The 14,432-nt window shown below is 59.0% G+C and carries 12 protein-coding genes and 4 pseudogenes; 11 read left to right on the forward strand and 5 right to left on the reverse strand.

What is annotated here, in order from left to right:
- Positions 1-83: 83 nt before the first annotated feature.
- The 6 genes from rraA (at position 84) to ACI77I_RS04065 (ending at position 4,521) form a co-directional block, all read left to right on the forward strand.
- Positions 84-575, forward strand: coding sequence for a ribonuclease E activity regulator RraA (rraA, locus tag ACI77I_RS04040; RefSeq protein WP_094949564.1), 492 nt, complete (start codon positions 84-86; stop codon positions 573-575).
- Between the two features lie 25 nt (positions 576-600).
- Positions 601-1,596: a zinc transporter ZntB gene (locus ACI77I_RS04045; protein WP_094949565.1), complete on the forward strand. Its 996-nt coding sequence runs from the start codon at positions 601-603 to the stop codon at positions 1,594-1,596.
- An 86-nt stretch (positions 1,597-1,682) separates the two neighbouring features.
- Complete coding sequence (locus ACI77I_RS04050) at positions 1,683-1,928, forward strand: hypothetical protein (RefSeq protein ID WP_005790375.1); 246 nt, start codon at positions 1,683-1,685, stop codon at positions 1,926-1,928.
- 2 nt (positions 1,929-1,930) lie between these two features.
- The gene (locus tag ACI77I_RS04055) at positions 1,931-2,755 is read left to right on the forward strand and encodes a mechanosensitive ion channel family protein (protein WP_003175519.1); all 825 of its coding nucleotides are present in this window, start codon (positions 1,931-1,933) and stop codon (positions 2,753-2,755) included.
- Positions 2,756-2,842: 87 nt separating this feature from the next.
- Positions 2,843-3,433, forward strand: coding sequence for an RNA polymerase sigma factor SigX (gene sigX / locus ACI77I_RS04060; protein WP_083357325.1), 591 nt, complete (start codon positions 2,843-2,845; stop codon positions 3,431-3,433).
- A gap of 107 nt (positions 3,434-3,540) precedes the next feature.
- A complete protein-coding gene (locus ACI77I_RS04065) occupies positions 3,541-4,521 on the forward strand; it encodes an OmpA family protein (RefSeq protein ID WP_242151873.1) in 981 nt (326 codons plus the stop codon).
- Between the two features lie 60 nt (positions 4,522-4,581).
- Here ACI77I_RS04065 and ACI77I_RS04070 read toward each other — a convergent pair.
- The 4 pseudogenes from ACI77I_RS04070 to ACI77I_RS04085 all read right to left on the reverse strand — a co-directional run.
- Positions 4,582-5,040, reverse strand: a pseudogene (locus ACI77I_RS04070) (SAM-dependent methyltransferase); the annotation flags it as partial.
- Positions 5,034-5,195: pseudogene (locus tag ACI77I_RS04075) on the reverse strand (MFS transporter); the annotation flags it as partial. The pseudogenes ACI77I_RS04070 and ACI77I_RS04075, both read right to left, overlap by 7 nt.
- A gap of 362 nt (positions 5,196-5,557) precedes the next feature.
- Positions 5,558-6,133, reverse strand: a pseudogene (locus tag ACI77I_RS04080) (ANTAR domain-containing response regulator).
- 13 nt (positions 6,134-6,146) lie between these two features.
- Positions 6,147-7,372: pseudogene (locus ACI77I_RS04085) on the reverse strand (CmpA/NrtA family ABC transporter substrate-binding protein).
- 261 nt (positions 7,373-7,633) lie between these two features.
- On the opposite strand from ACI77I_RS04085, the gene sctC reads away from it, so the two are divergent.
- The 4 genes from sctC (at position 7,634) to ACI77I_RS04105 (ending at position 11,280) form a co-directional block, all read left to right on the forward strand.
- Entirely contained in the window at positions 7,634-9,112 is a 1,479-nt protein-coding gene (gene sctC, locus ACI77I_RS04090) for a type III secretion system outer membrane ring subunit SctC (protein ID WP_406997000.1), read from the forward strand.
- 213 nt (positions 9,113-9,325) lie between these two features.
- Complete coding sequence (locus ACI77I_RS04095) at positions 9,326-9,727, forward strand: winged helix-turn-helix domain-containing protein (protein WP_094949569.1); 402 nt, start codon at positions 9,326-9,328, stop codon at positions 9,725-9,727.
- Positions 9,720-10,175 (forward strand): transglycosylase SLT domain-containing protein, encoded by a 456-nt coding sequence (locus tag ACI77I_RS04100; RefSeq protein ID WP_406997001.1) that lies wholly within the window; start codon positions 9,720-9,722, stop codon positions 10,173-10,175. Before ACI77I_RS04095 ends, ACI77I_RS04100 begins: the two co-directional genes overlap by 8 nt.
- Before the next feature lie 85 nt (positions 10,176-10,260).
- Positions 10,261-11,280 carry a quinone-dependent dihydroorotate dehydrogenase gene (locus ACI77I_RS04105; protein ID WP_094949571.1) on the forward strand — a complete coding sequence of 340 codons (1,020 nt, stop codon included), beginning with the start codon at positions 10,261-10,263 and terminating at the stop codon, positions 11,278-11,280.
- A 126-nt stretch (positions 11,281-11,406) separates the two neighbouring features.
- On the opposite strand, the gene rmf is transcribed toward ACI77I_RS04105, so the two are convergent.
- Positions 11,407-11,622 carry a ribosome modulation factor gene (gene rmf, locus ACI77I_RS04110; RefSeq protein WP_002553055.1) on the reverse strand — a complete coding sequence of 72 codons (216 nt, stop codon included), beginning with the start codon at positions 11,620-11,622 and terminating at the stop codon, positions 11,407-11,409.
- 532 nt (positions 11,623-12,154) lie between these two features.
- Between rmf and rlmKL the strand changes: the two genes are divergently transcribed.
- Complete coding sequence (gene rlmKL, locus ACI77I_RS04115; protein WP_406997002.1) at positions 12,155-14,419, forward strand: bifunctional 23S rRNA (guanine(2069)-N(7))-methyltransferase RlmK/23S rRNA (guanine(2445)-N(2))-methyltransferase RlmL; 2,265 nt, start codon at positions 12,155-12,157, stop codon at positions 14,417-14,419.
- Positions 14,420-14,432 lie beyond the last annotated feature (13 nt).

Below are 14,432 nucleotides of genomic sequence, written 5' to 3' on the forward strand. Positions count from 1 at the left end.
CTTAAAGAATGCCTGTTGCGCCACGTTTTTCTGATGTACACCGTGGGATGTTCGACCTCTTTTTTGACGACAGGAGTTTCTCGATGAACCATTACGTGACGCCCGACTTGTGCGACGCCTACCCCGATCTGGTGCAGGTGCTTGAGCCGATGTTCAGTAATTTCGGCGGCCGAGACTCCTTTGGCGGCGAAATCGTCACCATCAAATGCTTCGAGGACAACTCCCTGGTCAAGGAGCAGGCCGATCAGCCGGGCGCCGGCAAGGTGCTGGTGGTCGATGGCGGTGGTTCCCTGCGTCGCGCGTTGCTGGGCGACATGATCGCCGAGAAAGCCGCCAAAAACGGTTGGGAAGGGCTGGTGATCTACGGTTGCATCCGTGATGTCGATGTCATTGCCCAGACCGACCTGGGTGTGCAAGCGCTGGCGACGCACCCGATGAAAACCGACAAGCGCGGTATTGGTGATTTGAACGTGGTAGTGACCTTTGCCGGCGTGACTTTCCGTCCGGGTGAGTACATCTACGCCGACAATAATGGCGTGATCGTCTCGCCAAGCCCGCTGAAAATGCCTGAATAAACCGCAGTAACCGATAGGGGTGAGGATGTTCGAGGAAGAAAACGCGCAATGGGGGCTGGTGCATGCCCTGGTGCTGGACGGTAAAGGCGGTGCGCGTTCGATTGCCCGGACTGAGCTCGACGACTTGCAACTGCAGCCCCAGGAAAGCCTGTGGCTGCATTGGGATCGCAGCCATCCTCAGACCCAGACCTGGCTGCGCAAATCCAGTGGCTTGAGTGAATTCGCTTGCGACTTGCTGCTGGAGGAAAACACCCGCCCGCGCCTGTTGCCGCTGCCGGATGCGCAATTGCTGCTGTTTTTGCGTGGGGTCAACCTCAACCCGGGCGCCGAGCCCGAAGACATGGTTTCGGTGCGTATCTTTGCTGCGGCCAGTCGCGTGATTTCTCTGCGCTTGCGCCCGCTGCGCGCCACTGATGAGCTGCTGGTGCAACTGGCAGACGGCAAGGGGCCAAAAACTGCGTCGGAACTCATCCTTTATATGGCGCAGTACCTGACCAACAAAGTGCAGGATCTGGTCACTGATTTATCCGAAATCGTCGATTTTGAGGAAGAAAAAATTGATACCGACGAACGGTATACTCCGGAGCATGGCAGCGTTTTGCAGATCCGTCGGCGAGCGGCGGGCCTCAAGCGTTTCCTGGCGCCACAGCGGGATATTTTTGCCCAGCTGACGCGGATCAAATTGCCGTGGTTCTGTGACGACGATGCCGACTATTGGAATGAATTACACAACAGCCTGACCCGCTACCTGGAAGAGCTCGAATTGGCTCGGGAGCGCGTGGGGCTTGTACTTGAGGCCGAAGACCGGCGCTTGAGCGTGCGCATGAATCGCACCATGTACCGCTTCGGGATCATCACTGGGATCTTCCTGCCGATGAGTTTTCTCACCGGTTTGCTGGGTATAAATGTGGGCGGTATTCCGTTCTCCGCCAGCCCGTATGGCTTCGTGATTGCGTGCCTGATGATGGTGGCCGTTGCGTTGGGGCAGTGGTGGTTATTTCGACGATTGCGCTGGGTTTGACCTGAATGTGAGCTGAACGTACCAAGGGGCCCATGTGACCCCAAGAATTTAACCCTCGTCTTTTAAATCACTTGCGAGAGGTCTTTATGCACGATCCGTTCGAACAGTCTTTGCGTGACATGCTGAATGCTTCGCCGTCCAACCGGGACGACGATGCCTGCCTGGGCCGCGTGTTGAAAACCGCCAACCGTCAGGTAGGGGCGGGAGACCTGTTCGGTCTGCTCGGTCGTTGGTTGCCGGCGTTGATGATGGCCCTGAACAATGGTTCGGCCCACGTTTCGCCGGTTTCCCGTCGTAAACCTCTTGCTCGCACTGCTGATAAGGCTGATTGAATATGGAACTTGATCTCTGGACCCAGAGCCTGGTCACTGCGATGACCGCATTGTGGACCAAGGTGGCGAATTTCATTCCAAACCTGTTTGGTGCTCTAGTCTTGGTATTGCTGGGCTTTGTCGTGGCCAAGTTGCTCGACACCCTGCTGTCCAAATTACTCGCCAAACTCGGTCTGGACCGCTTGATGGCAGGCACCGGCCTGACCAAGTTGTTGGGCCGTGCCGGGTTGCAAGTGCCGATCTCGACCCTGATCGGGAAGATCGTCTACTGGTTCGTTCTACTTATTTTTCTGGTTTCTGCGGCTCAGTCCCTTGGACTTGAGCGAGTTTCAGCTACGCTCGATATGCTGGCACTGTATTTGCCGAAAGTGTTCGGCGGCGCGCTGGTGTTGCTGGTAGGCGTTTTACTGGCGCAATTAGCCAATGGGCTGGTGCGCGGGGCGGCTGAAGGCGTGGGTCTGGACTATGCTGCGGGCCTGGGGCGAATCGCCCAGGGGCTGGTGATCATCATCAGTATTTCCGTCGCGATCAGCCAGTTGGAGGTCAAAACTGACCTGCTCAACCACGTGATTGTGATTGTTTTGATTACCGTTGGTCTGGCCGTTGCGTTGGCCATGGGGTTGGGAAGCCGGGAAATTGCCGGTCAGATTCTTGCGGGAATCTATGTGCGTGAGCTGTATCAGGTTGGGCAACAGGTGCGTGTGGGCGAGGTCGAAGGGCAAATCGAAGAGATCGGTACCGTGAAGACAACGGTGCTGACCGATGACGGTGACCTGGTGTCACTGTCCAATCGGATTCTCCTCGAGCAGCAGGTCAGTAGCCGCTAACCCGGAAAATCCTGCTAATGTACGCCGCCGCAAACCCGGGTGACCGGGCTGTAGCGGACATTGACCTGACTGTCGGCACGACTTGTTTTGAATAAAGCCCAAACGCTGTCCACGCGCTATGACCCCCGTGAGCTCTCTGATGAGGAGTTGGTCGCGCGCGCGCACACGGAGCTGTTTCACGTAACACGCGCGTACGAAGAATTGATGCGCAGATATCAACGCACTCTGTTCAACGTTTGTTCAAGGTATTTAGGGAACGATAGAGATGCGGATGATGTCTGTCAGGAAGTGATGCTCAAGGTGCTGTACGGCCTGAAGAACTTCGAGGGCAAATCGAAGTTCAAAACATGGCTCTATAGCATCACGTACAACGAGTGCATCACGCAGTATCGTAAGGAACGGCGAAAGCGTCGCTTGATGGACGCTTTGAGTCTGGACCCCCTTGAGGAAGCGTCTGAAGAAAAGGCGCCGACACCCGAGGAAAAGGGCGGACTTGATCGCTGGTTGGTGCATGTGAATCCGATTGACCGTGAAATTCTAGTGCTACGATTCGTCGCAGAGCTGGAGTTTCAGGAAATTGCTGACATCATGCACATGGGTTTGAGTGCTACAAAAATGCGTTACAAACGTGCTCTTGATAAATTACGTGAGAAATTTGCGGGCGAGACTGAAACTTAGTGCGTGGCAAATATCTCTTACGTGTAGGCAAGTTCTGTTAGACTTGTCGCCGAGTTGTCCCCCGGTTTGTGGGACTGCTTTACAATCACCAGATGGGGATTTAACGGATGAAACTGAAAAACACCTTGGGCTTGGCCATTGGTACTCTTATTGCCGCTACTTCTTTCGGCGCACTGGCACAAGGCCAAGGCGCAGTTGAAGGCCAGCTGTTCTACAAAAAGCAGTTCAACGATAGCGTCAAGCACATCGAAGACGGCTACAACCCTGGCGCCAGCATCGGTTACTTCATTACCGACGACGTGTCGGTTAACCTGAACTACGACACCACCAACCACACCCGTTCGAACGACGGTACTGGTAACCAGAAGATCAAAGGTGACACTGGCAGCGTGACTGCTCAGTACCACTTCGGTCAGGCCGGTGTTGACTCCCTGCGTCCATACGTAGAAGGTGGTTTCGGTCACCAGAGCCGTACCAACGTTAAGGTCGACGGCCACAGCGGTCGCGATCAGTCGACCCTGGCTATCGCTGGCGCTGGTGTGAAGTACTACTTCACCAACAACCTGTTCGCACGTGCTGGCGTTGAGTCTGACTACAACCTGGACAACGGCAAGTGGGATTACTCCGCACTGGTCGGCCTGGGCGTAAACTTCGGCGGTAACGCTGGCGCAGTTGCTCCAGCTCCTACCCCAGCACCAGCTCCAGAGCCAGTTCCAGAGCCAGAAGCTCCGGTTGCTCAGGTTGTTCGTGTTGAGCTGGACGTTAAGTTCGACTTCGACAAGTCGGTTGTTAAGCCTAACAGCTACGGCGACGTGAAAAACCTGGCCGACTTCATGGCTCAGTACCCAACTACCAACGTAGAAGTTACTGGTCACACTGACTCCATCGGTCCAGACGCCTACAACCAGAAGCTGTCCCAGCGTCGTGCTGACGCTGTTAAGCAAGTCCTGGTTAAAGACGGCGTAGCTCCTAGCCGTGTTACTGCGGTAGGTTACGGCGAATCCCGCCCAGTTGCTGATAACGCAACTGAAGCTGGCCGCGCTGTTAACCGTCGCGTAGAAGCGTCGGTTGAAGCTCAAGCTCAGTAATTACTGAGTGGTAGAAAAAAGCCCGGCTTAGGCCGGGCTTTTTTTCGTCTGCAATTTGTCTCAAGCGCTGGCTGACACCGCAACCCGGGCCGCCTGATCAGTGGCGGCCACACGGCCGATCACCAGGATAGCCGGGCTCTTCAAGGCAAACGCCTGCGCATCCGTATGCATGTGTGCCAGTGTGCTGCGGCATTCGCGCTGCTGGGGCAGCGATGCATTTTCGATCATCGCCACCGGCATATCCGCTGCCATTGCGCCATCGAGCAGTTGCTGACGAATCTCCTCAAGCTTCGCCACGCCCATATACACCACCACCTTCGTTCCGCCCTCGGCCAGTGCACGCCAGTTCAGGCTGCTGTCGTCTTGGGTATGTGCCGTGACCAGCGTTACGCCTCGGCTGATACCGCGCAACGTCAGTGGAATGTCGCAATTTGTGGCCCCCGCCAGGCCCGCCGTAATCCCGTTGACCCACTCCACCGTCACACCGCGTTCGCGCAGCCACATGGCCTCTTCGCCACCACCAGGCCGCGCTGCTGAGTGGTCAAGTGCAGGTCGGCGGCAATCTGCACCGCCAGTGGGCCCAACAGGTACCAGACCATGAAGCTCAGGTCGAAATACAGGAACGCGGCAAACAGGGTCGGGGTGTGCCCGGATTCCCAGAAGCTTGATTTCATCACGCACCTCAACGGTTGGGAGTCTTGTAAGAAGGCCGGCTGATGGAACAGCCGGTTCAGGCCGCCCCACCGGCCCCATGCGCTGGGGCCAAAACGAAAAAACGCCGCCACCGGGTTTGGGGGGCCAACCGGATGGGCGACGTCTTTGTCGTAGAAGGGGCAACCGCCGTTGGTTACCTGTGGTGAATGCTTAGCAAGAGTTGCGCCAAAACGCACTGATCATTCCCACGCTCTACGTGGGAACGTATCCGGTGACGCTCTGCGTCACCTATGCAAAACGTACGGCGGATGGCGGGACGCTGAGCATCCTTGGTGGCATTCCCACGCGGGAGCGTGGGAATGATCCTTTGTGCTGCGCCAGATCAGCCTAGCAACTCACTCATGGCGATAATCTGCTCCGCCACCTGGATCAGTTTCTGTTGGCGGCTCATGGCCTAGCGGCGCATCAGCGTGTAGGTTTCTTCTTCATTGCAGTGCTTCATTTTCATCAGCATGCCTTTGGCCAGCTCGATGCGTTTGCGCTCGGCGAGTTGCTGATCACGGGCCTGGAGCTGGGCGCGCAGAGCCTGGTCGCTTTCAAAGCGGGCCATGGCCACGTCCAGGATCGGCTGCAGACGCTGGGCCTGGATGCCTTCGAGGATGTAGGCACTGACGCCGGACTTGATCGCCCGGCGCTTTACGTTCGGGTCGTGCTCGTCGGTAAACATCACGATCGGCCGTGGTTGATCGCGGCTGACCAGCACCACTTGCTCCATGACGTCGCGCCCGGGTGACTCGGTATCGATCAGGATCACGTCCGGATGCACCGTTTCGACGTGCGCGGGCAGGTCGATGGTCAGGCCGGACTCATCGATGACCTCGAACCCGGCCTCGGTCAGCGCGGCTTTGAGGCGCCCGACTTTGCGCGGGGTATCGTTGATCAACAGGATTCGCAACATATCATTCTTCCTGTCAGCGCAGCGCCTGGCGGCTGGCGTGGTCCGCCAAGGCGTGCAGGCGGAAGCTGCGGGCGTAGGCGGCAGGGTTGGAGCCGTCCCAAATTTCGCCGTCGATCAACTGGCTGCTGCGCATGTCCTGGGCGTTTGCTGCAACCCCGACGGCGGCGGCGGCTTGGCGATTCAGGTCCAGTTGCTGCACCTGACGCGCGACGCCCAGGTAGTCCGGGTCTTCGCGCAGCAAGCCCCAACGTCGAAACTGGGTCATGAACCACATGCCGTCGCAGAGGTAAGGCAGGTTCACCTCGCCATCACCGAAAAACCTCAGCGCGTGCGGGTCTTGCCACTGGTTGCCGAGGCCGTCGTCATAGGCGCCCAACAGGCGTGGCTCGATGCAGTCGAGCGGCGCATCGAGGTAGTCGCGGGCGCTGAGTAATTGCGCGGTGGAGCGCCGGTTCTCCTGGCTTTCTTCGATAAAACGGCTGGCTTCGAGAATCGCCATTACCAACACGCGCGCGGTGTTTGGGTATTGATCGACGAAGGCCTGGGTGCAGCCTAGAACCTTTTCCGGATGGTTCGGCCAGATCGCCTGGGTGGTCGCCAGCGTGAACCCTTGGTTTTGCTTGACCGCGCTGGCACACCAAGGCTCGCCGACACAAAACCCGTCGATGCGCCCGGCTTACAGGTGCGCGACCATCTGCGGTGGCGGCACCACCACGCTGTCGACGTCCTGTAAGGGGTGAATGCCTTGGCTCGCCAGCCAGTAATACAGCCACATGGCGTGGGTGCCTGTGGGAAATGTCTGGGCGAACGTCAGTTTTGTTCGGCTTTGGTGCACGTGGCGGTCCAATGCCTCAGGAGTGGTCACGCCTTGCTGTTGCAGGCCGTGGGACAGGTGATGCTCTGGCCGTTCTGGTTGAGCCCCATCAGCACGGCCATGTCGGTCGGCGCAACGCCGCCGATGCCCAGGTGCACGGCATAAACCAAGCCATACAGGCTGTGGGCGGCGTCCAGCTCACCGCTGACCAGTTTGTCGCGCAGGTTGGCCCAGGAGGATTGGCGCTTGAGGTTCAGTGTCAGCCCGTAGGGTTGCGCGAAGCCTTGGGTGGCGGCGACCACCAGTGAGGCGCAGTCGGTCAGCGCCATGAAACCCAGGTCGAGGCTGCTCTTTTCCGGGGCGTCACTGCCGTTTACCCAGGCCAGCGGATTATTCACCGGGCTGTTGCCGACCGAATCGTTCATCAACACCTACCGTTTCTCAAAAAAAAGCGTCGTTACCGTTGATGGGCTGCGCTGGGATAGCGATGCAGGCCATTGCAGGGTACGACGCCTTTGTCTGTAGGCCTGCTTCGAGGTTGGTGCAGGCTTTGATACTGAGTCCGTAGCAAAGCACATGCCACGGGCAGGCTGGCGCGGGCTGCCGTCAACTTTCCATCAAGATTGAAACTCGGCTGCCTCCCAGTATGGCCGCCTCTTTGCGCCAGACTGTCAGGAACACCCACGGTGTCTATCGATTCTACAGCCATGATCAGCTACCACGGGTTGCATCGCTGGTTGCTGTGTTTGGCACTGTTGTTGGCAATCACGCCCGCGTTGGGGGAGAACTACCAGGCGCGGGATGAGAGCTTGCACACCTTTTTCACTGCGCTGTCGGTGCCTTTGGGCGTACCCATCGTGGTCAGTCGCGAGGTGGCGCGTAGAACCCTCTCCGGGTCATTCGACCTGGGGGCGGCGCAGCAGACCCTGGAGGCGGTCGCCGAGCAGCAAGGCCTGATTTGGTACAGCGACGGGCAGGTGCTTTACCTCTATGGCGCCGGCGAGGCAAAAAGCACGGCGGTGGCGCTGCGGCATATCTCGGTCGACAGGTTGCGTGGGTTCATGCGCCGTTCGGGCCTTGATGAATCACGCTACCCGCTCAGGGAGAGCGGGGCGCGGACGTTCTATGTGTCCGGGCCACCGAACTATGTGGACCAAGTACTGCACCTGGCTCAACTGATGGACAAGCAGCGCGCGCAGATGCGCGTCGGCAAACAAACCTTCGGCGTGGTGCAGGTATTCAACACCCATGTGGCAGATCGTCAGTACGCCATGGGCGGAGACAAGGTCAATGTACCGGGCATGGCCTCGATGATCGAAACCGTGTTAGCCAGTGAGCAGAAAAATGACAAACAACGCCCGCCAAGCCTGCTGGCCGACAAAAGCTTGGTGGTGATGGCTTACCCAGACTCAAACAGCCTGTTGATCAAGGGAAAACCTGACCAGGTGAAGGTCATTGAGGAGCTGGTGGCGGAGCTCGACAAGCCGAAGCGCCCGATTGAGGTGTCGTTATGGCAGGTCGATGTTGACCGTAGCGAATTCGAGAAGATGGGCGCGGCCTGGGCTCAGGAAGCCAACACCGGTGCTTCGGTAACGCGCGTTATGGAACCGTTGGACGATAACCGCTTGATGGCACAGCTCGGTGTGCTGGAGCGCCGGCGCAAAGCCAGGGTTACGGCGTTTCCCGTGACCCTTACCCAAGAGAATGTCCCGGCGGTTTTCCAGGATAACCATACGTTTTACCTGCCTGGGCCTGGAGAAAAAAGCGCTGAATGGCAGCCTTTACGTTATGGCACCGAAGCCAGTGTGCTACCGCGTTTTGCCGAAGCGAATCAGATCGAAATGCAGCTGACCATCAAGGATGACCGTCAGTTGGACCGCAAGCTCAAGCCCGGCTCAGCAGGGGCGGTGGGGCGAGTGGGAATCAGCACGGTGGTACGTGTGCCTCCGGGCAGGCGTCTTTGGCTGGGTGGTTTTCGACGAGGGGACGAGGTGACCAGCGGCAGTCGACGCGCTGAGGTGCGGCTGTTTGTGATCCAGGCACGGGCGATTGGGAGCGAATTGAAGATGCTCGCCGGCGCCGTCGGGCCGCCGCCATTGACGCAGAGCCAGTACGAGCGTGTGCAACGTGCGTTTGTGCGTGAAAACCGTGAGGAGCCTGAGTGAACTAGCCCTTTTGAGCTCGCTTCTGAACGATTTCCTGAGCCCTTGTTGTTTCTGGTGATGAAAAATCCTACGCGGTGCGTGCCGAAAGCCTCGATTACATCGGCCTTTTCCTACCGCCGTTTGCGGCTCTGGTTTTTATAGTCGTGAGGTTGCCGTATCGGCCTTTTCTGGAAACAGGGAATTCAATGTCAGTAGTCGGATGCAGAGGTGTGTATGACCCTCGTGAATGATGGGCCGACGGCCTCGCGGGTTTTTGCCGGATGGACCTTGTATGGCGATGGCCGGTTGACCGGTGAAGGCGTGGATACTCAGTTGCCGCCCAAGGAGTGGCATGTGTTGCGGCTGCTGTTGGCGTCCGATGGCGTACTGATGACCAAGGATCGTTTGCTTGAGTTGGGCTGGCCTCGTGGGGATGTCGCAGAGGAGTCACTCACTCGCTGCATCTATGCGCTGCGTAAGCACCTTAGGAAGGACAAGGACTTTATCAAGACGATCTATGGCAGAGGCTATCGCTTTACGTGTGCCGTGAAAGTCGAGCAGCACGAACCGCACCAGTCTGAACGGGCGCGCGCGCAGTACATCTGTTCGGCGTGTGGCCAGGTGGCCCATGATTAAGCGATTGGGCAAAGGGTTACTGTTGAGTGTGCTGGTGGGCAGCCATCAAGCCTGGGCCAGTTGCTGGGATGAGGTGGCCAGCCGCTACGACATCGAGCCGGAGCTGTTACAAGCCATCGCTGTCGTGGAGTCGGGCGCTCGTGCGCAGGCGATCAACCATGGCAACAGCGATGGCTCCCGAGATATCGGCCTGATGCAGATCAACAGCATGCACCTGCCGCGTCTGGCCAAACAGGGCATTACCGAGGAGCGGCTGCTGAGTGAGCCGTGTTTATCGGTCGAAGTGGGCGCCTCGATCCTTGCCGAGTTTATCCAGCGCTTCGGTTACAACTGGACAGCCGTAGGCTCTTACAACGCCGGGTCGGCACCTGAGCGTGAGGCGCTGCGCCTGCGTTATGCAGAAAAAATCTGGGCGCAGTATGAGGCGTTGGTTGCACAACGGCATTGACGATTGGACGGCGCACCTCGCACCTGGCGCGCCACCCCGGCTATAATCGGCGCCACCTTTCGCCGCCTCCGAGTCTAGCCCGCCCATGTATACCCTGGCCCGCCAGCTGTTGTTCAAACTCTCCCCGGAAACCTCTCACGATCTGTCCCTGGACTTGATCGGTGCCGGTGGCCGCTTGGGGCTCAATGGGCTGGTATGCAAGGCCCCGGCGAAGATGCCGGTGTCGGTGATGGGGCTCGATTTTCCTAACCCCGTCGGGCTGGCTGCCGGCCTGGATAAGAACGGCGCGGCCATCGACGGCTTTGCGCAATTGGGTTTCGGTTTTGTTGAAATTGGCACCGTGACGCCACGGCCGCAGCCCGGCAACCCTAAACCTCGGATCTTCCGCTTGCCGGAAGCCGAGGCGATCATCAACCGCATGGGCTTCAACAACCTGGGCGTCGATCACCTGCTGTCGCGGGTTCACGCCGCGAAATACAAAGGCATTCTGGGCATCAATATCGGCAAGAACTTCGATACACCGGTAGAGCGTGCCGTTGATGACTACCTGATTTGCCTGGACAAGGTCTACGCCCACGCCAGCTACGTTACCGTCAATGTCAGCTCGCCGAACACCCCGGGCCTGCGCAGCCTGCAGTTTGGCGACTCCCTCAAGCAGTTGCTCGAAGCGTTGCGCCAGCGCCAGGAAGACCTGGCCGTGCGCCATGGCAAGCGTGTGCCGCTGGCTATCAAGATCGCCCCGGACATGAGCGACGAAGAAACCGTGCTGGTCGCCCAGGCCCTGGTGGATTCGGGCATGGACGCGGTGATCGCCACCAATACGACCTTGAGCCGAGTCGGCGTTGAAGGGCTCGCCCATGGTGATGAAGCCGGCGGGCTGTCGGGCGCCCCGGTGCGCGACAAGAGCACCCACACCGTCAAGGTGTTGGCGGCTGAGTTGGCGGGGCGCTTGCCGATCATCGCCGTGGGCGGCATCACCGAAGGCAAGCACGCGGCTGAGAAGATCGCAGCCGGCGCCAGCCTGGTGCAGTTGTACACAGGCTTTATTTACAAAGGCCCGGCGTTGATTCGCGAATCGGTGGACGCGATTGCAGCCTTGCGCTGATTGATCAGCCAATAAAAAGGGCTCCCTAAAGGAGCCCTTGGGCCGAAGCCCGCCGCCCTGATGGGGCGTGCGTGGTTAAGTCGTTACATAATCTTCAAGGTGGTGTGTCGGATTAAGTGCCCTGTATTAGCCGACGGCGTGAAGTTCGTTGAGTCTGTGGATCCCCGCAGTGCCGGTCATACCGTCCCAATTGTCGCCGCGTCCTTCTCGCCAGCCATTGATCCAGGCTTGGCGTACCGACGGTAGAGTAAATGGGCAAAGCTCACGGGACTTTCCATGAACGCCATACTGATATCCGCGTAAAAATGCTCTTTCCAACGGATCACGCTTAAGTCTTCTCATAGGGTGTTTCCCTCACTTGTTGACTGTGTAGATATCCTTCGGCCTCGTCCGAGGCCGGGCAGAGTTTTTCTGCCGTTGGTGGGCTCGCTGCCGGCGTGGCGAGCCTATGTGTCGGCGCCGTTACGGCGCCAACCTGTGTTGAGTTCTAACCAATAGGTCACATGGATTCAATGATCGTTTTGTCATAAGCACGTAACGATAACGATGCTATAGCCATAAGCTGGGATGGCTTTTCGCCCCTTTTATTGGGCAAACCCAGCTATGATGTGCCCTGCAAAGAGGATGGGTTTAATCCTTTAGTGAGAATGCCCGCTCGTTGCAGTCGGTTATTATTCGACGAAGGGTCGGAATATTTCTTTTTGTTGCAACCAATTATTTATCTGCCCCGGAAATTTTGGCCCAAGGGCCCGGCAGCCGGGGTGGAACGGCACATTCGTGCCACGCGAGCACTCTTCAAGAAAAGTGCTTGATTGAAAACCGAGCCGGCGATGCGTCGCCCGTTCATTTATTGCTGAAAAGCCTGGAATGCCCCATGTCGGACCGTTTTGAACTCTTCCTCACCTGCCCCAAGGGCCTCGAAGGCCTGCTTATCGAGGAAGCCGTCGGGCTTGGCCTTGAGGACGCCCGCGAGCACACCTCGGCCGTGCGCGGCATGGCCGACATGGAAACCGCCTACCGGCTGTGCCTCTGGTCGCGCCTGGCCAACCGCGTGTTGCTGGTGCTCAAGCGCTTCCCGATGAAGGACGCCGAAGACCTCTACTACGGCGTGCTGGACATCGAATGGGCCGACCACATGGTCTTGGACGGCAGCCTGGCGGTGGAATTCAGTGGCCATGGCTCGGGCATCGACAACACCCACTTCGGCGCGCTGAAGGTCAAGGATGCGATCGTCGATAAGCTGCGCACCCCGACCGGCGAACGTCCGTCCATCGACAAGATCAACCCGGACCTGCGCATCCACCTGCGCCTGGACCGAGGCGAAGCGATTCTGTCCCTCGACCTGTCCGGCCACAGCCTGCACCAGCGCGGTTACCGCCTGCAGCAGGGCGCGGCACCGTTGAAGGAAAACCTGGCAGCGGCAATCCTGATCCGCGCCGGCTGGCCGCGCATTGCGGCCGAAGGCGGCGCGCTGACTGACCCGATGTGCGGCGTCGGCACCTTCCTGGTCGAAGGCGCGATGATTGCCGCCGACATGGCGCCTAACCTCAACCGCGAACTGTGGGGCTTCACCACCTGGCTCGGCCACGTCCCGGCGCTGTGGAAGAAGCTGCACACAGAGGCCAGCGAGCGTGCCGCCATCGGCATGAACAAGCCGCCATTGTGGGTCCGTGGCTACGAAGCCGACCCGCGGTTGATCCAGCCCGCCCGTAACAACATCGAACGCGCAGGCCTGAGTCACTGGATCAAGGTGTACCAAGGCGAAGTCGGCACCTTCGAGCCGCGCCCGGACCAGAACCAGAAAGGCCTGGTGATCTGCAACCCACCTTACGGCGAGCGCTTGGGTGACGAAGCCAGCCTGTTGTACCTCTACCAGAACCTCGGCGAGCGTTTGCGCCAGGCGTGCATGGGTTGGGAAGCCGCCGTGTTCACCGGCGCACCGGACCTGGGCAAGCGGATGGGCATCCGCAGCCACAAACAGTATTCGTTCTGGAACGGCGCCTTGCCGTGCAAACTACTGCTGATCAAGGTCAACCCGGACCAGTTCGTCACCGGCGAGCGTCGCACCCCGGAACAGCGCCAGGCCGAACGTGAGCAAGCCGCTTACGACCAAGCCCCGGTTGAGCCGCAAGAGCGTCAGTACAACAAGAACGGTAACCCGATCAAGCCAGCCCCGGCCCCGGTAGTCGAACAGGCACGCTTGAGCGAAGGCGGGCAGATGTTCGCCAACCGCCTGCAGAAGAACCTCAAGCTGCTGGGCAAGTGGGCCAAGCGTGAAGGCGTGGATTGCTACCGTGTGTACGATGCCGACATGCCGGAGTACTCCATGGCCATCGACCTCTACCACGACTGGGTGCACGTGCAGGAATACGCCGCGCCGAAGTCCATCGACCCGGAAAAAGCCTCCGCACGCATGTTCGATGCCCTGGCCGCGATTCCCCAGGCGCTGAACATCGACAAGAGCCGCGTGGTGGTCAAGCGTCGCGAACGCCAGAGCGGCACCAAGCAATACGAGCGCCAGAGCGCCCAGGGCAAGTTTACTGAAGTGAGCGAAGGCGGCGTGCAGTTGCTGGTCAACCTCACCGACTACTTGGACACCGGCCTGTTCCTCGACCACCGCCCGATGCGCATGCGCATCCAGAAAGAAGCGGCCGGCAAGCGTTTCCTCAATCTGTATTGCTACACCGCCACCGCCAGTGTGCACGCAGCCAAAGGCGGCGCGCGCAGCACCACCAGCGTCGATTTGTCCAAGACCTACCTGGACTGGGCGCGTCGTAACTTCTCGCTCAATGGTTTCTCTGACAAGAACCGTCTGGAGCAGGGTGACGTGATGGCGTGGCTGGAAGCCAGCCGCGATGAGTTCGACCTGATCTTCATCGACCCGCCGACTTTCTCCAACTCCAAGCGCATGGAAGGTATCTTCGACGTGCAGCGCGACCACGTGCAGTTGCTCGACCTGGCCATGGCCCGCCTGGCACCGGGCGGCGTGTTGTACTTCTCGAACAACTTCCGCAAGTTCGTGCTTGAGGACAACCTCAGCGAACGCTATGCGGTCGAGGAAATCAGCGACAAGACCCTGGACCCGGATTTCGCGCGTAACGCGAAGATCCACCGGGCCTGGAAAATCACCGCACGCTGATCGCTGCACCAAG

The organism is Pseudomonas sp. D47, assembly GCF_045447305.1.
Taxonomy (GTDB): Bacteria; Pseudomonadota; Gammaproteobacteria; order Pseudomonadales; family Pseudomonadaceae; genus Aquipseudomonas.

Excerpts from the sequence above, each read along its gene's own strand:
- ACI77I_RS04050 (WP_005790375.1), top strand. The coding sequence starts at position 1,683 with ATGCACGATCCGTTCGAACAGTCTTTGCGTGACATGCTGAATGCTTCG.
- ACI77I_RS04100 (WP_406997001.1), top strand. The coding sequence starts at position 9,720 with ATGATTAAGCGATTGGGCAAAGGGTTACTGTTGAGTGTGCTGGTGGGC.
- rlmKL (WP_406997002.1), top strand. The coding sequence starts at position 12,155 with ATGTCGGACCGTTTTGAACTCTTCCTCACCTGCCCCAAGGGCCTCGAA.
- rraA (WP_094949564.1), top strand. The coding sequence starts at position 84 with ATGAACCATTACGTGACGCCCGACTTGTGCGACGCCTACCCCGATCTG.
- ACI77I_RS04055 (WP_003175519.1), top strand. The coding sequence starts at position 1,931 with ATGGAACTTGATCTCTGGACCCAGAGCCTGGTCACTGCGATGACCGCA.
- rmf (WP_002553055.1), bottom strand. The coding sequence starts at position 11,622 with ATGAGAAGACTTAAGCGTGATCCGTTGGAAAGAGCATTTTTACGCGGA.
- ACI77I_RS04045 (WP_094949565.1), top strand. The coding sequence starts at position 601 with ATGTTCGAGGAAGAAAACGCGCAATGGGGGCTGGTGCATGCCCTGGTG.
- ACI77I_RS04065 (WP_242151873.1), top strand. The coding sequence starts at position 3,541 with ATGAAACTGAAAAACACCTTGGGCTTGGCCATTGGTACTCTTATTGCC.
- ACI77I_RS04095 (WP_094949569.1), top strand. The coding sequence starts at position 9,326 with ATGACCCTCGTGAATGATGGGCCGACGGCCTCGCGGGTTTTTGCCGGA.
- ACI77I_RS04105 (WP_094949571.1), top strand. The coding sequence starts at position 10,261 with ATGTATACCCTGGCCCGCCAGCTGTTGTTCAAACTCTCCCCGGAAACC.